The 20,976-nt window shown below is 69.8% G+C and carries 19 protein-coding genes; 17 read left to right on the top strand and 2 right to left on the bottom strand.

What is annotated here, in order from left to right; genetic code table 11:
- Positions 1-37 precede the first annotated feature (37 nt).
- Positions 38-1,393: a replication-associated recombination protein A gene (locus tag OG407_RS11620; protein ID WP_403598000.1), complete on the top strand. Its 1,356-nt coding sequence runs from the start codon at positions 38-40 to the stop codon at positions 1,391-1,393.
- A 300-nt stretch (positions 1,394-1,693) separates the two neighbouring features.
- Positions 1,694-2,308 (top strand): 30S ribosomal protein S4, encoded by a 615-nt coding sequence (gene rpsD, locus OG407_RS11615; RefSeq protein ID WP_019066381.1) that lies wholly within the window; start codon positions 1,694-1,696, stop codon positions 2,306-2,308.
- A 29-nt stretch (positions 2,309-2,337) separates the two neighbouring features.
- On the opposite strand, the gene OG407_RS11610 is transcribed toward rpsD, so the two are convergent.
- On the bottom strand, positions 2,338-4,509 hold the full coding sequence (locus OG407_RS11610; RefSeq protein WP_405857477.1) for an ATP-binding protein: 2,172 nt from the start codon (positions 4,507-4,509) through the stop codon (positions 2,338-2,340).
- Positions 4,510-4,724: 215 nt separating this feature from the next.
- Here OG407_RS11610 and OG407_RS11605 point away from each other — a divergent pair, with 215 nt between their 5' ends.
- The 13 genes from OG407_RS11605 to nusB all read left to right on the top strand — a co-directional run bounded on the left by OG407_RS11605 (position 4,725) and on the right by nusB (position 18,375).
- Positions 4,725-5,171 carry a DUF948 domain-containing protein gene (locus OG407_RS11605; RefSeq protein WP_063739143.1) on the top strand — a complete coding sequence of 149 codons (447 nt, stop codon included), beginning with the start codon at positions 4,725-4,727 and terminating at the stop codon, positions 5,169-5,171.
- 7 nt (positions 5,172-5,178) lie between these two features.
- Positions 5,179-5,538: a hypothetical protein gene (locus OG407_RS11600; protein ID WP_405857475.1), complete on the top strand. Its 360-nt coding sequence runs from the start codon at positions 5,179-5,181 to the stop codon at positions 5,536-5,538.
- Entirely contained in the window at positions 5,538-8,210 is a 2,673-nt protein-coding gene (gene alaS, locus OG407_RS11595; RefSeq protein WP_405857473.1) for an alanine--tRNA ligase, read from the top strand. The genes OG407_RS11600 and alaS overlap by 1 nt, the downstream gene beginning before the upstream one ends.
- A gap of 15 nt (positions 8,211-8,225) precedes the next feature.
- Entirely contained in the window at positions 8,226-8,690 is a 465-nt protein-coding gene (gene ruvX, locus OG407_RS11590) for a Holliday junction resolvase RuvX (RefSeq protein ID WP_365308114.1), read from the top strand.
- Between the two features lie 122 nt (positions 8,691-8,812).
- A complete protein-coding gene (mltG, locus tag OG407_RS11585; protein ID WP_405857470.1) occupies positions 8,813-10,576 on the top strand; it encodes an endolytic transglycosylase MltG in 1,764 nt (587 codons plus the stop codon).
- Positions 10,557-11,396, top strand: coding sequence for a shikimate dehydrogenase (locus tag OG407_RS11580; protein WP_405857469.1), 840 nt, complete (start codon positions 10,557-10,559; stop codon positions 11,394-11,396). The genes mltG and OG407_RS11580 overlap by 20 nt, the downstream gene beginning before the upstream one ends.
- Before the next feature lie 878 nt (positions 11,397-12,274).
- On the top strand, positions 12,275-13,459 hold the full coding sequence (aroC, locus tag OG407_RS11575) for a chorismate synthase (RefSeq protein WP_327405428.1): 1,185 nt from the start codon (positions 12,275-12,277) through the stop codon (positions 13,457-13,459).
- Entirely contained in the window at positions 13,456-13,974 is a 519-nt protein-coding gene (locus OG407_RS11570) for a shikimate kinase (RefSeq protein WP_405857466.1), read from the top strand. The genes aroC and OG407_RS11570 overlap by 4 nt, the downstream gene beginning before the upstream one ends.
- Complete coding sequence (gene aroB / locus OG407_RS11565) at positions 13,971-15,062, top strand: 3-dehydroquinate synthase (protein WP_405857464.1); 1,092 nt, start codon at positions 13,971-13,973, stop codon at positions 15,060-15,062. Before OG407_RS11570 ends, aroB begins: the two co-directional genes overlap by 4 nt.
- 164 nt (positions 15,063-15,226) lie before the next feature.
- Positions 15,227-16,063 carry a Pro-rich N-terminal domain-containing protein gene (locus OG407_RS11560; protein WP_328684519.1) on the top strand — a complete coding sequence of 279 codons (837 nt, stop codon included), beginning with the start codon at positions 15,227-15,229 and terminating at the stop codon, positions 16,061-16,063.
- Between the two features lie 140 nt (positions 16,064-16,203).
- Complete coding sequence (locus OG407_RS11555) at positions 16,204-17,310, top strand: aminopeptidase P family protein (RefSeq protein ID WP_405857462.1); 1,107 nt, start codon at positions 16,204-16,206, stop codon at positions 17,308-17,310.
- 61 nt (positions 17,311-17,371) lie between these two features.
- The gene (gene efp, locus OG407_RS11550) at positions 17,372-17,938 is read left to right on the top strand and encodes an elongation factor P (RefSeq protein WP_019059745.1); all 567 of its coding nucleotides are present in this window, start codon (positions 17,372-17,374) and stop codon (positions 17,936-17,938) included.
- 2 nt (positions 17,939-17,940) lie between these two features.
- Complete coding sequence (nusB, locus tag OG407_RS11545; protein ID WP_043683949.1) at positions 17,941-18,375, top strand: transcription antitermination factor NusB; 435 nt, start codon at positions 17,941-17,943, stop codon at positions 18,373-18,375.
- Between the two features lie 214 nt (positions 18,376-18,589).
- Here nusB and bldD read toward each other — a convergent pair whose 3' ends face one another.
- Positions 18,590-19,090, bottom strand: a complete 501-nt coding sequence (bldD, locus tag OG407_RS11540; RefSeq protein ID WP_019059743.1) for a transcriptional regulator BldD — start codon at positions 19,088-19,090, stop codon at positions 18,590-18,592.
- Positions 19,091-19,342: 252 nt separating this feature from the next.
- On the opposite strand from bldD, the gene pyrR reads away from it, so the two are divergent.
- Together pyrR and OG407_RS11530 are read left to right on the top strand one after the other, a co-directional pair.
- On the top strand, positions 19,343-19,906 hold the full coding sequence (pyrR, locus tag OG407_RS11535) for a bifunctional pyr operon transcriptional regulator/uracil phosphoribosyltransferase PyrR (RefSeq protein WP_019059742.1): 564 nt from the start codon (positions 19,343-19,345) through the stop codon (positions 19,904-19,906).
- Between the two features lie 87 nt (positions 19,907-19,993).
- Entirely contained in the window at positions 19,994-20,971 is a 978-nt protein-coding gene (locus OG407_RS11530) for an aspartate carbamoyltransferase catalytic subunit (protein WP_405857459.1), read from the top strand.
- Positions 20,972-20,976 lie beyond the last annotated feature (5 nt).

Below are 20,976 nucleotides of genomic sequence, written 5' to 3'. Positions count from 1 at the left end.
GACGGGATTGTCAGTGGCGTGACATAGGGTTTTGGACGTGGAGCCCGACCTATTCACCGCCGCAGCCGAAGAACGCCAGGAGAAGGACCCGTCCAGCAGTCCCCTGGCCGTACGGATGCGCCCGCGCACCCTCGACGAGGTCGTGGGCCAGCAGCACCTGCTGAAGCCGGGCTCACCCCTGCGCAGACTGGTCGGCGAGGGGGCGGGCGGCCCGGCCGGACCCTCCTCCGTGATCCTCTGGGGCCCGCCGGGCACCGGCAAGACGACCCTCGCGTATGTCGTCTCCAAGGCGACCGACAAGCGGTTCGTGGAGCTGTCCGCGATCACCGCGGGCGTCAAGGAGGTCCGTGCGGTCATCGACGGCGCCCGCCGCGCCACCGGGGGCTTCGGCAAGGAGACCGTCCTCTTCCTCGACGAGATCCACCGCTTCAGCAAGGCCCAGCAGGATTCCCTGCTCCCGGCCGTCGAGAACCGCTGGATCACCCTGATCGCGGCGACCACGGAGAACCCGTACTTCTCGGTGATCTCCCCGCTCCTGTCCCGCTCCCTCCTCCTCACCCTCGAACCCCTCACGGACGACGACCTGCGCGCCCTGATCCGCCGCGCGCTGTCCGACGAGCGCGGTCTGAAGGACGCGGTCACCCTCCCCGAGGACAGCGAGAACCACCTGCTGCGCATCGCCGGCGGCGACGCCCGCCGCGCGCTCACCGCCCTGGAGGCCGCCGCCGGGGCAGCCCTCGACAAGGGCGAGCCGGACATCACCCTCCAGACCCTGGAGGAGACCGTCGACCGCGCGGCGGTGAAGTACGACCGCGACGGCGACCAGCACTACGACGTGGCCAGCGCCCTCATCAAGTCCATCCGGGGTTCGGACGTCGACGCGGCGCTGCACTACCTCGCCCGCATGATCGAGGCCGGCGAGGACCCCCGCTTCATCGCCCGCCGCCTGATGATCTCCGCGAGCGAGGACATCGGCCTCGCCGATCCCAACGCGCTGCCGATCGCGGTCGCCGCCGCCCAGGCCGTGGCGATGATCGGTTTCCCGGAGGCCGCGCTCACCCTCAGCCACGCCACCATCGCCCTCGCCCTCGCGCCCAAGTCGAACGCGGCGACCACGGCGATCGGCGCCGCCATGGAGGACGTACGCAAGGGGCACGCCGGCCCGGTGCCGATGCACCTGCGGGACGGGCACTACAAGGGCGCCGCCAAGCTCGGTCACGCGCAGGGGTACGTCTACCCGCACGACCTGCCCGAGGGCATCGCCGAGCAGCAGTACGCCCCGGAGGAGCTGAAGGACCGTACGTACTACGAACCGACCCGGCACGGCGCCGAGGCCCGGTACGCGGACGCGGTCGAGTGGACCAGGAAACGCCTCGGTCGAAAGCGGTCCTGAGCACCCTGTAGAATCCTGCGCAGTGCTGCGTCCCGTGTCCGACTCCGGTCGGCGCCTCAGGCGGGACATCCAGCCGGATCTTCGGATCCAGGAGCGTCGCGCACCTTCGTAGGTGTCGCGGGCAGCCCACCACCACCCGGGGTTCCGGGACCGGCCGGTGGGCCGTTCGTGTGCTGCACGTATGTGCCCAGATCAGGGGAACGGCTGCCTGACAAGTCCTTCGGGGCCTGTCGGGATTTCCCCGGCTGCGGATGCGACCTCCCGTAACCCTGAGGCAGCCGAAGAGAAAAAGGATAAGAAGTGGCGAATCAGTCCCGCCCCAAGGTCAAGAAGTCGCGTGCCCTCGGCATCGCGCTGACCCCGAAGGCCGTCAAGTACTTCGAGGCCCGTCCCTACCCGCCGGGTGAGCACGGTCGTGGCCGCAAGCAGAACTCGGACTACAAGGTCCGTCTGCTGGAGAAGCAGCGTCTGCGCGCGCAGTACGACGTGTCCGAGCGCCAGCTCGTCCGCGCCTACGAGCGTGCCTCCAAGGTCCAGGGCAAGACCGGTGAGGCCCTGATCATCGAGCTGGAGCGTCGTCTCGACGCGCTGGTCCTTCGTTCGGGCATCGCCCGCACGATCTACCAGGCCCGCCAGATGGTCGTCCACGGCCACATCGAGGTCAACGGCCAGAAGGTCGACAAGCCGTCCTTCCGCGTCAAGCCCGACGACGTCGTCATGGTCCGCGAGCGCAGCCGCAGCAAGACGCTGTTCGAGGTCTCCCGCGCCGGTGGCTTCGCCCCCGACGGCGAGACCCCGCGCTACCTCCAGGTGAACCTCGGCGCCCTGGCGTTCCGCCTGGACCGCGAGCCGAACCGCAAGGAGATCCCGGTGATCTGCGACGAGCAGCTCGTCGTCGAGTACTACGCCCGCTGATCACTCAACGGACGTAGCACCACTGCGTGTCAGCCCGCCGTCTCCCCGCCCTTCCGGGTGGGCGAGGCGGCGGGCTTTCGCATGTCCACGCTCACCGTCGCGGGCCGCACCGGGCCGCGCGGTACCGGCACGGCGTCGAGCGACCGCTCCTGTCCCAGCGCCCGCGCCACGGCCGCCTCCCGGTCCAGCCGCGCCCCGTCCCGTACGCACTCCGCGTACCGCTCGTCGCCGAGCCGCTCGCGGGCCATCGCCTCGCACAGCTCGTGCGGCGCGTTGTAGTACGCCGAGCCGAACAGCGGCAGCCCCACCGACGGCCACATCCCGCCCGCCGCACCCTGTAGCAGCGCGGCCTCGGCGGCATCGCCCTCCGCCACGGTGACGAGGGCCAGCAGCTCGACCGCGAGGACCGAGCCCAGCAGGTCGCGGAAGCCGTGCGCGCTGCCCAGGCAGTCCGCCAACAGGTCGCGCGCGAGCGGGAGTTCACCGTCGCTCCAGGCGACGTAGGCCAGGACGTACAGCGCGTACGCCCGGGTCCAGCGCTCGCCGTGGTCCTCGCACACGCGGCGGACGTCCTCGCACAGCTTCACCGCGTCCGCCAGATCGCCCTGGAACGCGCGGGTCATCGCCAGTTCGACCTGGCCCATCAGTACGTTGCTGTTCAGCTCGCCGATCTGCTGGTAGCGGTCGAGCGCCGAGCGCAGCAGGGTCTCCGCGCGCGGCATGTCGTCCGTGACCAACGCCAGGCAGCCGGTGCGGTGTTCGGCGTAGGCGACCGCCGTGGGGTTCGCGGCCTCGTCCGCCTCCTCGCGGCACTCCTGGAGCGCGGCCAGCGCGGGCACGGTGTCGCCCTGGAGAATCGCCACGTAGCCGAGCACCCAGAGGGCCTTCAGGCGTGACTGGTCGTTCGCCGTGTCCTCGGAGTCGAGTTGTACGGCCTGCTCCAGCCAGTGCCGGCCCTCCGCGAGGCGCCCGCAGCCCGCCCAGTAGAACCAGAGGGAGCCCGCGAGGTACTGGCCCAGGTGCGTCTCGTCCGGCTCGGTCAGGCAGTACTCCAGGGCGCCGCGCAGATTCGGCAGCTCCGCCTCGACCCGCGCGGCGACCTCGCCCTGGCGCGGCGAGAACCAGTCCAGCTCGCACCACGTGGCCAGCCCCAGATACCAGTCGCGGTGCCTGCGCCGCAGCCGGGCCGCGTCCCCGGTCGCCTCCAGCCAGTCGGCGCCGTAGGCCCGGATCGTGTCGAGCATCCGGTAGCGCACGCCCGTCGGCGTCTGTTCGCCGACGACCACGGACTGCGCGAGGAGTTCGGAGAGCACGTCGAGGACGCCGTCCGAATGCAGTCCGTCGCCGCCGCACACGTACTCGGCGGCCTCCAGGTCGAAGCGCCCGGCGAACACCGAGAGCCGCGCCCACAGCAACCGCTCCTCGGGCGTGCACAGTTCATGGCTCCAGCCGATCGCCGTCCGCAGCGTCTGGTGCCGGGGTAACGCGTCCCTGCGCCCGCCGGCCAGCAGCCGGAACCGGTCGTCGAACCGCGCCAGCAACTCCCCGGGTGCCAACGCCCGCAGCCGCCCCGCCGCCAGCTCGACGGCGAGCGGAATCCCGTCGAGGCGCCGGCACAACTCCCGTACGTCCGGGTCGTCTTCGTCGAGGGCGACGCCTTGCTGCGCGGCCCGGTCGGCGAACAGCTCCACCGCCTCGTCCTCGCCCAACGGCGCCACCGAGACGACCCGTTCACCCGCCAGCTCCAACGGCCGCCGCCCCACCGCGAGCACCCGCAGCCCCGGCACCCGCCCGAGCAACTCGGCCACCAGCTCGGCACACACCTCCACCAGATGCTCGAACCCGTCCAGAACCAAGAGGAGTTGACGATCCGTCAGATGCGCGAGCAACGCCTCGCGCGGCAACCGCGCGGTGTGATCCGTCAGCCCCAGCGCCTCCACGACCGCGAAGTCGACGAGTTCCGGGTCGCGCACCGGCGCCAGTTCCACCCGCCACACCCCGTCCAGGGGCGCGGAGAGGGCCGCCGCGTGGGCCGCGAGCCGTGACTTGCCGACCCCGCCGGGACCGGTCACCGTGACCAGGCGCGAGGCATCGAGCGCCCGGGCCAGCTCGGTGAGTTCGGCCGAGCGGCCCACGAACCGGTCGGGTTCGAGGGGCAGATTGCCGTCCGCGGTGGCGTCGCCGCCATGGGAAGCTCGCATGGAACACGGAGCGTACTGAACCGTATTCAGTCCGTACAATCGCTTCGCGCAACTCCACTGCGCGCGGGGCGGTAATGCGGTACGGAGCGCCACCCCCGGCGCGATAGGCTCGGGCGCGGTTATCCACAGGTGTTTACGGGGCGCCGCCTCCGGCGCGATAGGCTCGGACGAGTCATCAAGAGTCATCAACAGGTGTTTACGAGAGCGGGTGTCAGGTGTCCGGTGGAGAGGTGGCCGGGATCCTGGTGGCCGTCTTCTGGGCGATCCTGGTCTCGTTCCTCGCCGTCGCACTGGTGAGGCTGGCCCAGACGCTCAAGGCGACCACCAAGCTGGTCGCGGACGTGACCGACCAGGCCGTGCCGCTGCTGGCCGACGCCTCCGCGGCGGTGCGCTCCGCGCAGACCCAGATCGACCGGGTCGACGCGATCGCCTCCGACGTCCAGGAAGTCACCTCGAACGCCTCCGCACTGTCCACCACCGTCGCCTCCACCTTCGGCGGGCCCCTCGTGAAGGTCGCGGCCTTCGGCTACGGCGTCCGCCGGGCCCTGGGCGGCCGCCGCGAGGACGTGCCCGCGCCGTCCGGGGCGTCCCGTCGTACGGTGATCGTGGGCCGTACCGTCCCGGCCGGACGGCGGGGCAAGCGCACCCGGAAGAAGGACTGACCGAGCGATGTTCCGCCGTACGTTCTGGTTCGGCACGGGCGTGGCCGCCGGTGTCTGGGCGACCACCAAGGTCAATCGCAAGCTGAAGCAGCTGACCCCCGAGCACCTCGCCGTCGCCGCGGCCAACAAGGCGCTCGCAGCGGGCCACAAGCTCAAGGACAGCGCGGTGCACTTCGCGCTCGACGTCCGCGCGGGCATGGCCCAGCGCGAGGCCGAACTCGGCGACGCGCTGGGGATCAACGCCCCGGTCGACCCCGAACTCCCGGCGCCCCGGCAGCACATCGCCATCGAGAACCGCAACACCCCCCTGTCCGTCGAAAGAAACGACAGGACGACGTACTCGTACAACCGGAATGAGGACCACTGATGGAGTCGGCTGAAATCCGCCGCCGCTGGCTGAGCTTCTACGAGGAGCGCGGCCACACCGTCGTCCCCTCGGCGTCGCTCATCGCGGACGACCCGACTCTGCTCCTGGTCCCCGCCGGCATGGTCCCCTTCAAGCCGTACTTCCTCGGCGAGGTCAAGCCGCCGTGGCCGCGCGCCACCAGCGTGCAGAAGTGCGTGCGCACGCCCGACATCGAAGAGGTCGGCAAGACCACCCGCCACGGCACGTTCTTCCAGATGTGCGGCAACTTCTCCTTCGGCGACTACTTCAAGGAAGGCGCCATCACCTACGCCTGGGAGCTGCTCACCTCGCCCCAGGACAAGGGTGGTTACGGCCTCGACCCCGAGCGCCTGTGGATCACGGTCTACCTCGACGACGACGAGGCCGAGACCATCTGGCGCGAGAAGATCGGCGTCCCGGCCGAGCGCATCCAGCGCCTCGGCAAGAAGGACAACTACTGGTCGATGGGCGTCCCCGGACCCTGCGGCCCGTGCTCCGAGATCAACTACGACCGCGGCCCCGAGTTCGGCGTCGAGGGCGGCCCGGCCGTCAACGACGAGCGGTACGTGGAGATCTGGAACCTCGTCTTCATGCAGTACGAGCGCGGCGAGGGCATCGGCAAGGAGGACTTCGAGATCCTCGGCGAGCTGCCCAGCAAGAACATCGACACGGGCCTAGGCCTGGAGCGCCTCGCGATGATCCTGCAGGGCGTGCAGAACATGTACGAGATCGACACCTCCATGGCCGTCATCAAGAAGGCCACCGAGCTGACCGGCGTCGAGTACGGCGAGTCGCACGAATCCGACGTCTCCCTGCGCGTGGTCACCGACCACATGCGTACGTCCGTGATGCTCATCGGCGACGGTGTGACCCCTGGCAACGAGGGCCGCGGTTACGTCCTGCGCCGCATCATGCGCCGCGCCATCCGCAACATGCGGCTGCTCGGTGCCACGGGTCTGGTCGTCAAGGACCTCATCGACACGGTCATCGAGATGATGGGCCAGCAGTACCCCGAGCTGGTCACCGACCGCCAGCGCATCGAGACCGTGGCCCTCGCCGAGGAGGCCGCCTTCGTCAAGACGCTGAAGGCCGGCACCAACATCCTCGACACCGCCATCGCCGACACCAAGCAGTCGGGCGGCAAGGTCCTCGCCGGCGACAAGGCGTTCCTGCTCCACGACACCTGGGGCTTCCCGATCGACCTCACCCTCGAAATGGCCGCCGAACAGGGCCTTTCCGTGGACGAGGACGGCTTCCGGCGCCTGATGAAGCAGCAGCGCGACCAGGCCAAGGCCGACGCGCAGGCCAAGAAGACCGGCCACGCGGGCGTCGGCGCCTACCGCGAGATCGCCGACAAGGCCGGCGAGACCGAGTTCATCGGCTACTCGGACACCCAGGGCGAGTCCACCATCGTCGGCATCCTCGTCGACGGCGTCTCCTCCCCGGCCGCGACCGAGGGCGACGAGGTGGAGATCGTCCTCGACCGCACCCCCTTCTACGCCGAGGGCGGCGGCCAGATCGGCGACACCGGCCGCATCAAGGTCGAGTCCGGTGCCGTGATCGAGATCCGCGACTGCCAGAAGCCGGTCCCGGGCGTCTACGTCCACAAGGGCGTCGTCCAGTACGGCGAGGTCACCGTCGGCGCCAAGGCCGAGGCCGCGATCGACATCCGCCGCCGTACCGCCATCGCCCGCGCCCACTCGGCCACCCACCTCACCCACCAGGCGCTGCGTGACGCGCTGGGTCCGACGGCCGCGCAGGCCGGTTCCGAGAACCAGCCGGGCCGTTTCCGCTTCGACTTCGGATCGCCGTCCGCGGTTCCCACGGCCGTGATGACCGACGTCGAGCAGAAGATCAACGAGGTGCTCGCCCGCGACCTGGACGTGCACGCCGAGGTCCTCAGCCTCGACGAGGCCAAGAAGCAGGGCGCCATCGCCGAGTTCGGCGAGAAGTACGGCGAGCGGGTCCGGGTCGTCACCATCGGCGACTTCTCCAAGGAGCTGTGCGGCGGCACCCACGTCCACAACACCTCCCAGCTCGGCCTGGTCAAGCTGCTCGGCGAGTCGTCGATCGGCTCCGGGGTCCGCCGTATCGAAGCGCTCGTCGGTGTGGACGCCTACAACTTCCTCGCCCGTGAGCACACGGTCGTCGCCCAGCTCCAGGAGCTGATCAAGGGGCGCCCGGAGGAGCTTCCGGAGAAGGTCTCCGCCATGCTCGGCAAGCTGAAGGACGCCGAGAAGGAGATCGAGAAGTTCCGGGGCGAGAAGGTGCTGCAGGCCGCGGCCGGTCTCGTCGAGTCCGCCAAGGACGTGCACGGTGTCGCGCTGGTCACCGGCCAGGTGCCGGACGGCACGAGCGCCGACGACCTGCGCAAGCTGGTCCTCGACGTGCGGGGCCGCATCCAGGGCGGACGCGCCGCCGTAGTCGCCCTCTTCACGGTCAACAACGGCAAGCCGCTCACGGTCATCGCCACCAACGAGGCCGCCCGCGAGCGCGGTCTCAAGGCCGGCGACCTGGTCCGCGCGGCCGCCAAGACCCTCGGCGGCGGTGGCGGCGGCAAGCCGGACGTGGCCCAGGGCGGCGGCCAGAACCCGGCCGCCGTCGGTGAGGCCGTGGACGCCGTCGAGCGCCTTGTCGCCGACACGGCCAAGTAAGAAACGGCCGCGAACATGCGAAGAGGACGTCGACTCGCGATCGACGTCGGGGACGCCCGGATCGGGGTCGCCTCGTGCGACCCCGACGGGATCCTCGCCACTCCCGTCGAGACGGTCCCCGGCCGCGACATCCCGGCAGCACACCGCCGGCTGAAGCAACTCGCCGAGGAGTACGAACCGATCGAAGTCGTCGTCGGTCTCCCACGCTCCCTCAAGGGAGGCGAGGGACCGGCCGCGGTGAAGGTCCGGGCCTTCACACAGGAACTCGCGAAGGGCATCGCCCCAGTACCGGTCAGACTGTTGGACGAACGGATGACCACGGTGACGGCCAGTCAGGGACTGCGCGCCTCAGGGGTGAAGTCCAAGAAGGGCCGGTCGGTCATCGACCAGGCAGCCGCGGTCATCATCCTCCAGCAGGCGCTGGAATCCGAACGGGTGTCAGGTAAACCACCCGGCGAGGGCGTCGAAGTGGTCATCTGATCGCGATACGGTAACGTTCCGCGCGATGCGATGGTGTTCGAACAGCCATGGCACAGCAAGAGGCGGGACGGGAGCCGGAGCCGCAAGCGCCGTGACCGCCGCCTCGCGGCTCTAGGGGATCGATGACTGAGTATGGCCGGGGCCCAGGCTCCGAACCGTGGCATCCGGAGGACCCGTTGTTCGGGGACGTCGGATGGGAAGGGCAGCAGGCCCAGCCGGGCCAGCAGTCCTCCTACGGCGGCCAGCCGCAGCACTATCCGGAACAGCCGCAGCAGCCGCAGCAGTACGGCGACTGGGGCCATGGCCAGCAGGCCGATTACGGTCAGGCGCAGCAGCAGTACCAGGTCTACGACGAGCAGGGCAACCCGCAGTACCCCGACCAGCAGCAGTACCCCGACCAACAGCAGTGGGCCGACCAACAGCAGTACGCCGATCAGAGCCATCAGCAGTACGCCGATCAGCAGCAGCAATATCAGCAGGGCGGCTGGGACGGCACCGGCGCGCCCGCGCAGGTCCCGTACGTCGCGGACCCTGTCGACCCCTACGGGCAACAGGCCGCCGCCTATGGCGAACAACAGCCCGATTTCTACGGCACGTCCGACGCGTTCCCGCCGCCGGAGCCGCCGAGCAGGCGACGCACCGAGCCGGAACCCGAGCGGACCGACTGGGACCCGGGACCCGATCAGGGCGAACACGCGTTCTTCGCGGGCGGCGGTGACGATGACGACGAGGCCGACGACGAGCCGGACGGGCGTCGGCGGGGCAAGGGCGGCAAAGGCAAGGGCAAGGACAAAGGCGGCAAGGAGCGGAAGCGCCGCAACGGCTGCGCCTGCCTCGTGGTCGTCATGGTGTTCGGCGGCGGCCTGGCCACGGTCGGCTACTTCGGCTGGCAGTTCTACCAGAACCGTTTCGGCTCGGCGCCGGACTACGCGGGCGACGGCACCGGTTCGGTGAGTGTCAGCATCCCGAAGGGGGCGGGCGGTTACACCATCGGCCAGGAGCTGAAGAAAAAGGGCGTCGTGAAGAGCGTCGACGCGTTCGTCGCCGCCCAGTCGCAGAATCCCGACGGGAAGAAGATCCAGGCCGGCGTCTTTCTGCTCAAGGAGCACATGTCCGCCGAGAGTGCCGTAAAGCTGATGCTCGACCCCAAGAGTCAGAGCAATTTTATCGTTCCTCCAGGCTGGCGCACCACGAAGATCTACTCCGAACTCGACAAGCAACTTGGTCTTTCCAGCGGCACCACGAAGAAGGTGGCGAAAGCCGACTGGAAGAGTTTCGGACTGCCGAGCTGGGCGAACGACAACAAGGACATCAAGGACCCACTGGAGGGATTCCTCTACCCTGGCACCTATGGCGTCGCGAAGGGTATGAAGCCCGAGTCAGTCCTCAAGCAGATGGTCGCCCAGGCCAGCGAGGCCTACGGCAAGTACGACCTCGCGGGCAAGGCGAAGGCGTTCAATCTCACGAGTCCGCTGCAGGTCATCACGGTCGCGAGCCTCGTCCAGGCCGAAGGCAAGACGCACGAGGACTTCCGTAAGATGGCCGAAGTCGTCTACAACCGTCTCAAGACCACGAATACCGAGACGAACCGGTACCTGCAATTCGACTCGACCTTCAATTACCTGAAGGGCCAGAGCACCATCCACATCAGCGAGTCCGAGATCAACAGCAACAAGGACCCGTACAACACCTACACCCAAAAGGGCCTGCCGCCCGGTCCCATCGACAACCCCGGTGACGAGGCGCTTGCTGCCGCGCTGAATCCGACGCACGACGGCTGGATCTACTTCGTGGCGACCGACGGTGAGAACAAGACCGAATTCGCCAAGACGTACGCCGAATTCCAGTCACTCAAGGAAAAGTTCAATGCCACCTCGGGCAACTGACGCCCGCCGGGCCGCCGTGCTCGGTTCCCCCATCGCCCACTCCCTCTCCCCGGTGCTGCATCGCGCGGCATACGGGGAGCTGGGGCTGGACGGTTGGTCCTACGACCGCTTCGACGTGGACGAGGAGGCCCTGCCGGGCTTCTTCAAGGACCTCGGCCCGGAGTGGGCGGGCCTGTCCCTCACCATGCCGCTCAAGCGGGCGGTGATACCGCTGCTCGACGAGATCAGCGAGACGGCGGCGTCGGTGGACGCGGTCAACACCGTGGTCCTCACGGACGACGGCCGCCGGGTCGGCGACAACACCGACATCCCAGGCATGGTCGCCGCACTGCGCGAACACGGCATCGAACAGGTCGACTCCGCCGCGATCCTGGGCGCCGGCGCCACCGCCTCCTCCGCCCTCGCGGCCCTCGCCCGCATCTGCACGGGCGAGGTCGTCGCGTACGTCCGCAGCGAGGCGCGCGCGGCGGAGATGCGGCAGTGGGGCAAGCGGCTGGACGTAGAGGTCCGCACGGCGGACTGGGCGGACGCGGCGGAAGGCCTGCGCGCGCCCCTGGTCTTCGCCACCACCCCGGCCGGCACGACAGACGCCCTTTCGTCCGCGGTACCGGAACGCCCCGCCACCCTCTTCGACGTCCTCTACGACCCCTGGCCCACGGACCTCGCGGCCCGCTGGTCCGGCTATGGGGGTGCGGTGGTGAGCGGCCTCGATCTGTTGGTGCACCAGGCGGTACTTCAGGTGGAACAGATGACGGGGTGTCGTCCGGCGCCGGTGGACGCGATGCGGAGGGCGGGGGAGAGGGCGTTGGCGGGGCGGTGAGGTGGGTCTGGGTGGGGGCGGGGTGAGTGGGGCGGCCGGCTGCTTGCTGGCCCCGAGGCGGCGGGGATGGCGTTGGCTGGGTGCCTGCGTGGATTTCGTGGGGTGGGCGCCGCGAGGGCGTTGGGCGACTGCTGGCCTTGACCTGACAGAGCGGGGGAGCGGGTGTGGTGGGCTGTTGCCGCGGACCTTGTAGGGCGACGAGGGTGCCGTGCTGGACCGTTGCCCTGGACCTGGTGGGTGAGTGAGATGGCGCTGATCGGCCGTTGGCCCTGAGCCGATGGGGTGGGCACGAGGCCGCCCGCCGCCTGCTGAACCCGGCCTGGTAGGGCGAGCGACGGGTCCTGCTGGCCATTGCCCCTGGGCTGCGGGGTGGGTGTGTAGGCGTGGTTCGATTCCTGACCTCGACCCGGTAGAGCTGCCGAGGAGGCGCAGGCGGACCGCCGATCCGGACCTGGTTAGGCGCGCAAGCGATCGTCGGCCGACTCCTGGCCTCGACCCGGTAAGGCTGCAGAGGTGGCGCCGACATACCGCCGGCCTTGGCTCGTCAGGTCAGGCAAGTGGGTGCCGGCCGATTTCCGACCCGCCCCGGCAAGGCCCTCAAGAAGCCGCCGTCCGACTGCTGACCCCGCCCCCGCAAGGCGTCCAAGCGGTGCGTCGGTCGACCTCTGGCCTAGGCCCAAGCGAGCGGGGCGAGAAGGCATCCCTCGATCGTCACGCCCACCACCCCTCGTCCGCCCCCTGGACCGTAGGCCAGGTCCGTGCCCCGGACGTGGGAGGATCGGGGGCGGCGGGCCAGGGCCGCGCACCCGGTCGCGCCGTTGGCGTATGCGAGGACGCGCGTACGCAGCAGTACCAGGGCGCGAGCATGAGGAGCACCGTTGAGCAGGTTGCGCTGGCTGACCGCGGGGGAGTCCCACGGTCCCGCACTCGTGGCGACGCTGGAGGGTCTTCCCGCCGGTGTGCCGATCACCACGGACATGGTGGCGGACCACCTGGCCCGGCGCCGGCTCGGTTATGGACGCGGTGCGCGCATGAAGTTCGAGCGCGACGAGGTCACCTTCCTCGGCGGTGTGCGGCACGGTCTGACCCTCGGTTCGCCGGTGGCCATCATGGTGGGCAACACCGAGTGGCCCAAGTGGGAGCAGGTCATGGCGGCCGACCCGGTCGACCCCGAGATTCTGGCGGGGCTCGCCCGTAATGCGCCGCTGACCCGGCCCCGTCCCGGTCACGCCGACCTCGCCGGTATGCAGAAGTACGGCTTCGACGAGGCCCGGCCGATCCTGGAGCGGGCCTCCGCGCGGGAGACGGCCGCCCGTGTCGCGCTGGGTGCGGTGGCGCGGTCGTACATCAAGGAGACGGCCGGGATCGAGATCGTCTCGCACGTCGTCGAGCTGGCCTCCGCCAAGGCGCCGCAGGGTGTGCTGCCCACGCCCGCCGACGTCGAGAAGCTGGACGCCGACCCCGTGCGCTGCCTCGATGCCGACGCCTCGAAGGCGATGGTCGCCGAGATCGACCAGGCCCACAAGGACGGTGACACCCTCGGTGGCGTCGTCGAGATCCTTGCCTACGGCGTTCCTGTCGGGCTCGGTTCGCACGTGCACTGGGACCGCAAGCTGGACGCCCGCCTCGCCGGTGCCCTCATGGGTATCCAGGCGATCAAGGGTGTCGAGATCGGGGACGGGTTCGAGCTGGCTCGGGTGCCCGGGTCGCAGGCGCACGACGAGATCGTCAACACCGATGAAGGCATTCGGCGCGTCTCCGGGCGCTCCGGTGGTACCGAAGGCGGGCTGAGCACCGGCGAGTTGCTGCGCGTGCGTGCCGCGATGAAGCCGATCGCGACCGTGCCGCGCGCCCTGCAGACCGTCGATGTGGTCACCGGTGAGGCCACCCAGGCCCACCACCAGCGTTCCGACGTCTCCGCGGTCCCGGCCGCCGGCATCGTCGCCGAGGCGATGGTCGCGCTCGTCCTCGCGGACGCCGTGGCCGAGAAGTTCGGCGGCGACTCGGTGCCCGAGACCCGCCGCAACGTGCGCTCGTACCTTGAGAACCTGGTCATCCGGTGACCGCGGCCCCGCTCGTCGTCCTGGTCGGTCCCATGGGCGTCGGCAAGTCCACCGTCGGGCAGCAGCTCGCCGAGCGGCTCGGCGTCGGTTACCGGGACACCGACGACGACATCGTGGCCGCCGAGGGCCGCACCATCGCCGAGATCTTCGTCGACGAGGGCGAGCCCGTCTTCCGCGCGGTCGAGAAGCGCGCCGTGCACCAGGCACTCGCCGGACACGACGGCGTCCTCGCGCTCGGCGGCGGCTCGATCCTCGACGAGGACACGCGCGCGCTGCTCGCCGGACACCGGGTCGTCTACCTCTCCATGGACGTGGACGAAGCGGTCAAGCGCACCGGCCTCAACGCGGCCCGCCCGCTGCTCACGATCAACCCGCGCAAGCAGTGGCGCGAACTGATGGAAGCCAGGCGGCACTTGTACGCCGAGGTCGCGCAGGCCGTCGTACCCACGGACGGCCGCACCCCCGAGGACGTCACCCAAGCCGTCCTGGACGCACTGGAGTTGAAGGAAGCATGAGCGAGTCAGTGACGCGGATCCAGGTCGGCGGCACGGCGGGCAGCGACCCGTACGAGGTCCTGGTGGGCCGTCAACTCCTGGGCGAACTGGGCGGGTTGGTCGGCGACAAGGCCAAGCGGGTCGCCATCATCCACCCCGAGGCGCTCGACGAGACGGGTGAGGCGCTGCGCGCCGACCTGGCCGGGCAGGGCTTTGAGGCCGTCGCCATCCAGGTGCCGAACGCGGAGGAGGCCAAGACCGCCGAGGTCGCCGCCTACTGCTGGAAGGCCCTGGGCCAGTCCGGCTTCACCCGCTCCGACGCCATCGTCGGCGTCGGCGGCGGCTCCACCACCGACCTGGCCGGCTTCGTCGCCGCGACCTGGCTGCGCGGGGTCCGCTGGATCGCCGTACCGACGACCGTGCTCGCCATGGTCGACGCGGCCGTCGGCGGCAAGACCGGTATCAACACCGCCGAGGGCAAGAACCTGGTCGGCTCCTTCCACCCGCCGGCCGGCGTGCTCTGCGACCTCGCCGCGCTGGACTCCCTCCCGGTCAACGACTACGTCTCCGGGCTCGCCGAGATCATCAAGGCCGGCTTCATCGCCGACCCGGTGATCCTCGACCTCATCGAGTCCGACCCGGAGTCCGCCCGCACCCCGGCAGGCCCGCACACCGCCGAGCTGATCGAACGCTCCATCAAGGTCAAGGCCGAGGTCGTCTCCGCCGACCTCAAGGAGTCGGGCCTGCGCGAGATTCTCAACTACGGCCACACCCTCGCGCACGCCATCGAGAAGAACGAGCGCTACAAGTGGCGTCACGGCGCGGCAGTGGCCGTAGGCATGCACTTCGCGGCCGAACTGGGCCGTCTCGCGGGCCGGTTGGACGACGCGACGGCGGACCGGCACCGCACGGTCCTCGAATCGGTCGGCCTGCCGCTCAGCTACCGCTACGACCAGTGGCCCAAGCTGCTGGAGACCATGAAGGTCGACAAGAAGTCCCGCGGCGACATGCTGCGCTTCATCGTCCTCGACGGCCTCGCCAAGCCGACGGTCCTGGAGGGCCCCGACCCGGCCGTCCTGCTCGCCGCGTACGGCGAAGTGGGCGAGTAAGTACCGCCAAGGCCCTTCCGCCCGAATCGCCTTGCGCGGACGGGCACTTCGGCCTCTCCCCGGCCGTTCACCAAATGGCGGCCGGGGAAGGTACCGTTCGGTAGGCGGCGGGTTCGGGCCCGCTGCCAGCGCCAATTGCCTTGTACGAGACGGAGTGGCACCGGATGCAGCACGCAGTGGGGTCTCCGCTGCCGCCGCCCCACCAGCCGGGGCAGGGACCGACCACCGGTTGGTCCCCGGCCGGACAACACTCGGGACCGCCCCAACCGGGCCCGGCCCCCGTGCCGCCCCCGCCACCGGCCCCGGGCTTCGCGCCCACCCCGCCGCTGCCGCACGCGGTCCCGCGCCGCGCCCCGGACACCACCGGCCACGTCCAGCTCCCGCCGGGCGGCCCCGTGCCCATGCCCAGCACGCCACCGGCGCAGGCCGCGGCCGACCCGACCTCCACCACCCTCGCGGTGCTGCTCATCGGCCCCGCCGGCGCGGGCAAGACGAGCGTCGCCAAGTACTGGGCGGACCACCGCCGGGTCCCCACCGCCCACATCAGCCTCGACGACGTCCGCGAATGGGTCCGCTCCGGCTTCGCCGACCCCCAGTCCGGCTGGAACGACCACTCCGAGGCCCAGTACCGCCTCGCCCGCCGTACCTGCGGCTTCTCCGCCCGCAACTTCCTCGCCAACGGCATCTCCTGCATCCTCGACGACGCGGTCTTCCCCGACCGCCCCGTCGTAGGCCTCGGCGGCTGGAAACGCCACGTAGGTCCCGGCCTCCTCCCGGTGGTCCTGCTGCCGGGCCTGGAAATCGTCCTGGAACGCAACGCCAAACGCGCCGGCAACCGCCGCCTCACCGACGAAGAGGTCGCCCGCATCCACGGCCGCATGGCGGGTTGGTACGGCTCGGGCCTCCCGATCATCGACAACTCACAGATGGACGTACAGCAGACGGCCCAGGTCCTCAACGACGTACTCGCACGATCCATAGCGAGTCCGCCGAGCTGGTGACGAACGGGACCTGTGTCTTTTAGGGGCGCGGGGAACTGCGCGACCAGCCCCCACGGACCCGCAGTCGAAACTCATGCTCCGTCCCCCGAACGGCACTCTCCCAACCAGCACAATCCAGCCACCCCTCCTACGCTCATCTCATGTCAGAGGTCTACGCAGCCCGCCGAGCAAGGCTCAGGGACCGAGCCCAAGCCGGCGGCAGCCAATCCGCGCTGGTCACCAAACCAGCCAACGTGCGCTACTTGGCCGGTCCAGCCCCACAGGGCACTGTCCTGCTGCTCGGCAAGCGTGACGACACGCTGGTCTGCACGGTCCCGCTGGACGAGCGCCCCGCGGAGGGCCGTCCCGACGAAACCCTGCGCGTCCACACACTCCCCGGCCCCGACGGCGACCCCGCCGTATCCGCCGCGGACCTCGCGGCAGCGCACGGCGCCGAATCCATGGCCGTAGAGGAGCATCACCTCACGGTGGCCCGCCACCGAGCCCTCCGCTCGGTCGCCCCCACGCTCCGCCTCACCGACATCGGCGGCGCGGTCGAACAGTTGCGGGTGGTCAAGGACGAGGAGGAGATCTCCTGTCTGAGAATCGCCGCCGAGATCGCCGACCAGGCCCTCGGAGAGCTGCTGGAGTCGATCCTCGTCGGCCGTACCGAACGCCATCTCGCCCTCGAACTGGAGCGGCGGCTCGTCGACCACGGAGCGGACGGCCCCGCGTTCGCGACCTCCGTCGCCACCGGCCCGCACTCCGGCCGACGCGGTCACCGGCCGACCGATCGCAGGGTCGAGGAGGGAGATTTCCTTTCTGTCTGCCTCGGTGCCATGTATCGCGGATACCGCTGTGAGATCGGCCGTACGTTCGTCATCGGGACCTCTCCCGCCGACTGGCAGATCGAGCTCTACGACCTCGTCTTCGCCGCCCAGAGGGCCGCACGGGAGTCCCTGACCCCCGGCGCCGCCTACCGTGACGTGGACCGCGCGGCCCGCCAGGTACTGGACTCAGCGGGGTACTCAGAAGGCCTCGCAGCCCTCACCGGCCATGGTGTCGGGCTCGAAATCGACGAGGAGCCGCAGCTGGCCCCCGCGGCCATGGGTAAACTGGACGCTTGCGTGCCGGTCACCGTCGAACCGGGGGTTCACCTCCCGGGCCGGGGCGGTGTCCGGATCGATGACACGCTCGTCGTACGCCCTGAGGCGGACGGCGGACCCGAGCTACTCACCATCACGACCAAGGAGCTGCTCGCGCTCTAGCTTTTCCGAGCTGTGCGCGTGTCCCGTGGTCGTCCACGTCAGTCCAGGAGATTCCGCAACCGTGGCTTCCACGAACGACCTCAAGAACGGCCTGGTGCTCAAGCTCGACGGGGGCCAGCTCTGGTCCGTCGTCGAGTTCCAGCACGTCAAGCCCGGCAAGGGCCCTGCCTTCGTGCGCACCAAGCTCAAGAACGTGCTCTCCGGCAAGGTCGTCGACAAGACGTTCAACGCCGGCGTCAAGGTCGAGACGGCCACTGTCGACAAGCGCGACATGCAGTTCTCGTACATGGACGGCGAGTACTTCGTCTTCATGGACATGGAGACCTACGACCAGCTCATGGTCGACCGCAAGGCCGTCGGCGACGCCGCCAACTTCCTGATCGAGGGCTTCACCGCCACGGTCGCGCAGCACGAGGGCGAGGTGCTCTTCGTGGAGCTGCCGGCCGCCGTCGAGCTCGTCATCCAGGAGACCGAGCCCGGCGTCCAGGGCGACCGCTCCACCGGTGGCACCAAGCCCGCCACCCTGGAGACCGGCTACCAGATCCAGGTCCCGCTCTTCATCACCACCGGTGAGAAGATCAAGGTCGACACCCGCTCCAGCGACTACCTCGGCCGGGTGAACAGCTAACCGTGGCTGCCCGCAATACGGCCCGCAAGCGCGCCTTCCAGATCCTCTTCGAGGGCGACCAGCGCGGAGTCGGCGTCACCACGGTCCTCGCGGACTGGATCCGGCTCTCCCGGGACGACACCCGGCAGCCCCCGGTCAGCGAGTACACGATGGAGCTGGTCGAGGGGTACGCGCAGCACGCGCGCCGCATCGACGAGCTGATCGCGCAGTACTCGGTCGGCTGGACGCTCGACCGCATGCCCGTGGTGGACCGCAACATCCTGCGCCTCGGCGCCTACGAGCTGATCTGGGCCGACGAGACCCCGGACGCCGTCGTCCTCGACGAGATGGTGCAGCTGGCGAAGGAGTTCTCCACGGACGAGTCGCCCTCGTTCGTGAACGGCCTGCTGGGCCGTTTCAAGGACCTGAAGCCCTCGCTGCGCCGCGACGAGGCGTAAGCAGTACGCGAGAGCGATACGCGAGCGAAACGCCGGAGGGCCCGCAGCACGACCGCTGCGGGCCCTCCGGCGTTTCCGCAGGCATGAGGGCGTTCCCGTACGCATGAGGCTCCTGAGGCCCGCAGAAAGCCGCCGGGGTGGCCGGAACGGTGAAGTTCCGGCCACCCCGGCGGCACGTTTCTGCTGAGACGGGAAGCGGCTCGGCGGGAGCGGCTCAGTTCTCCTCGTGGGAGACCGCGCGACGCGCGTCCGCGTCCAGTACGCCCCAGCTGATGAGCTGCTCGGTGAGGACCGAGGGGGACTGGTCGTAGATGACGGCGAGTGTGCGCAGGTCGTCCTGGCGGATCGAGAGCACCTTGCCGTTGTAGTCGCCGCGCTGGGACTGGATCGTCGCCGCGTAGCGCTGCAGCGGGCCGGCCTTCTCGGCGGGCACGTGGGCCAGCCGCTCAAGGTCCAGCACCAGCTTCGGCGGCGGCTCGGCGGCCCCGCCCGGCGTGGTGCCCGGCAGCAGCTCCTGCACCGGAACCCCGTAGAAGTCAGCCAACTCGGCGAGGCGCTGCACGGTGACGGCACGGTCGCCGCGCTCGTACGAGCCGACCACGACCGCCTTCCAGCGTCCCTGTGACTTCTCCTCGACACCGTGGAGGGAAAGGCCCTGCTGGGTGCGGATGGCCCGGAGCTTGGCCCCGAGCTGTTTGGCGTATTCGCTGGACATATAGCTCCCGGACACTGTGTCGACGCGGCTGCAGTGTTTCCGCGCCGCGCGGCTGGTAACTCACTGTGAGGTTACGCAGCGTTACGCTGCTGCGTCAAGCCGAATGGTCCGCACCGGCTCTTCCGTGGTACCGGTGTCCGATTACTCCATAGGGGTGATCAGGGGTGTCGCCCCGGCCTGCTACCGTGGATGGCGCAAATCCGACGTCCTTTAAGGTCCGTCCCGTGAGGCGGAGAAGGAGGTCCGTTTCTTATGGACACCCAGCAGTACGAGTCCGATGCCCGGCCGGTTCTCGAAGCCCCCGACATCGCGCGGGTCCTGACCCGCATCGCCCACGAGATCGTCGAGCGCGCCAAGGGCGCCGACGACGTGGTCCTCCTCGGTATCCCGACCCGGGGCGTGTTCCTCGCCCAGCGGCTCGCCGTCAAGCTCGAAGAGATCACCGACCGCAAGATCCCGGTCGGCTCCCTCGACATCACCATGTACCGCGACGACCTGCGCATGCACCCGCCCCGCGCGCTGGCCCGCACCGACATCCCCGGTGACGGCATCGACGGCCGCCTGGTCGTCCTCGTCGACGACGTGCTCTTCTCCGGCCGCACCATCCGCGCCGCCCTCGACGCCCTGAACGACATCGGGCGCCCCCGCGCGGTGCAGCTCGCGGTCCTGGTCGACAGAGGCCACCGCGAACTGCCCATCCGCGCCGACTACGTCGGCAAGAACCTCCCCACGTCGCTGCGGGAGACGGTCAAGGTCCAGCTCGCCGAGGAGGACGGTCGCGACACCGTGCTGCTCGGCGTCAAGCAGACCCCGTAGCGGCCGGACGCCGTGCCTTCGCGGCACGCCGTGTCCCCGCGCGCCCGGATTCTCCCCAAACCTGAACTGCCTTACGGAGCCTGACAGATGCAGCGTCATCTCATCTCGGCCGCCGACCTCACCCGCGACGACGCCGTCCTGATCCTCGACACCGCCGAGGAGATGGCCAGGGTCGCCGACCGGCCGATCAAGAAACTGCCGACCCTGCGCGGCCGTACCGTCGTCAACCTCTTCTTCGAGGACTCCACGCGCACGCGTATCTCCTTCGAAGCCGCCGAGAAGCGCCTCTCCGCCGACGTCATCAACTTCACCGCCAAGGGGTCGAGCGTCTCCAAGGGCGAGTCCCTGAAGGACACCGCGCAGACCCTGGAGGCCATGGGCGTCGACGCGGTCGTCATCCGGCACGGTGCCTCCGGAGCGCCGTACCGGCTCGCCACCTCGGGGTGGATCGACGCGGCCGTCATCAACGCCGGTGACGGCACCCACCAGCACCCGACGCAGGCCCTGCTGGACGCGTTCACCATGCGGCGCCGGCTCGTCGGCCGGGACGCCGGGCTCGGGCAGGACCTGGACGGCAAGCGGATCACGCTCGTCGGCGACATCCTGCACAGCCGCGTCGCCCGCTCCAACGTCGACCTGCTGCACACCCTCGGCGCCGAGGTCACCCTCGTCGCCCCGCCGACCCTGGTGCCGGTCGGCGTCGACGCCTGGCCCTGCGAGGTCTCCTACGACCTCGACAGCACGCTCTCCAAGTCCGACGCGGTGATGCTCCTGCGCGTCCAGCGCGAGCGCATGAACGCGGCGTTCTTCCCGACCGAGCGCGAGTACTCACGGCGCTACGGCCTCGACGGCGAGCGGATGGCGAAGATGCCCGAGCACGCCATCGTGATGCACCCGGGGCCGATGGTCCGGGGCATGGAGATCACCGCCGAGGTCGCCGACTCGGACCGCTGCACCGTCGTCGAGCAGGTCGCAAACGGAGTGTCCATCCGGATGGCCGTGCTCTATCTGCTTCTGGGCGGCAACGAACCCGCCGTCAGCCACGCCCGTATCGAGGAGAAGTAAGTCAC

It is taken from the genome of Streptomyces sp. NBC_01515, assembly GCF_045040345.1.
Taxonomy (GTDB): domain Bacteria; phylum Actinomycetota; class Actinomycetes; order Streptomycetales; family Streptomycetaceae; genus Streptomyces.
This window is presented reverse-complemented; position numbering and strand designations above follow the sequence as displayed.

Excerpts from the sequence above, each read along its gene's own strand:
- OG407_RS11610 (WP_405857477.1), bottom strand. The coding sequence starts at position 4,509 with ATGCGAGCTTCCCATGGCGGCGACGCCACCGCGGACGGCAATCTGCCC.
- OG407_RS11600 (WP_405857475.1), top strand. The coding sequence starts at position 5,179 with ATGTTCCGCCGTACGTTCTGGTTCGGCACGGGCGTGGCCGCCGGTGTC.
- alaS (WP_405857473.1), top strand. The coding sequence starts at position 5,538 with ATGGAGTCGGCTGAAATCCGCCGCCGCTGGCTGAGCTTCTACGAGGAG.
- ruvX (WP_365308114.1), top strand. The coding sequence starts at position 8,226 with ATGCGAAGAGGACGTCGACTCGCGATCGACGTCGGGGACGCCCGGATC.
- mltG (WP_405857470.1), top strand. The coding sequence starts at position 8,813 with ATGACTGAGTATGGCCGGGGCCCAGGCTCCGAACCGTGGCATCCGGAG.
- OG407_RS11580 (WP_405857469.1), top strand. The coding sequence starts at position 10,557 with ATGCCACCTCGGGCAACTGACGCCCGCCGGGCCGCCGTGCTCGGTTCC.
- aroB (WP_405857464.1), top strand. The coding sequence starts at position 13,971 with ATGAGCGAGTCAGTGACGCGGATCCAGGTCGGCGGCACGGCGGGCAGC.
- OG407_RS11560 (WP_328684519.1), top strand. The coding sequence starts at position 15,227 with ATGCAGCACGCAGTGGGGTCTCCGCTGCCGCCGCCCCACCAGCCGGGG.
- OG407_RS11555 (WP_405857462.1), top strand. The coding sequence starts at position 16,204 with ATGTCAGAGGTCTACGCAGCCCGCCGAGCAAGGCTCAGGGACCGAGCC.
- bldD (WP_019059743.1), bottom strand. The coding sequence starts at position 19,090 with ATGTCCAGCGAATACGCCAAACAGCTCGGGGCCAAGCTCCGGGCCATC.
- pyrR (WP_019059742.1), top strand. The coding sequence starts at position 19,343 with ATGGACACCCAGCAGTACGAGTCCGATGCCCGGCCGGTTCTCGAAGCC.
- OG407_RS11530 (WP_405857459.1), top strand. The coding sequence starts at position 19,994 with ATGCAGCGTCATCTCATCTCGGCCGCCGACCTCACCCGCGACGACGCC.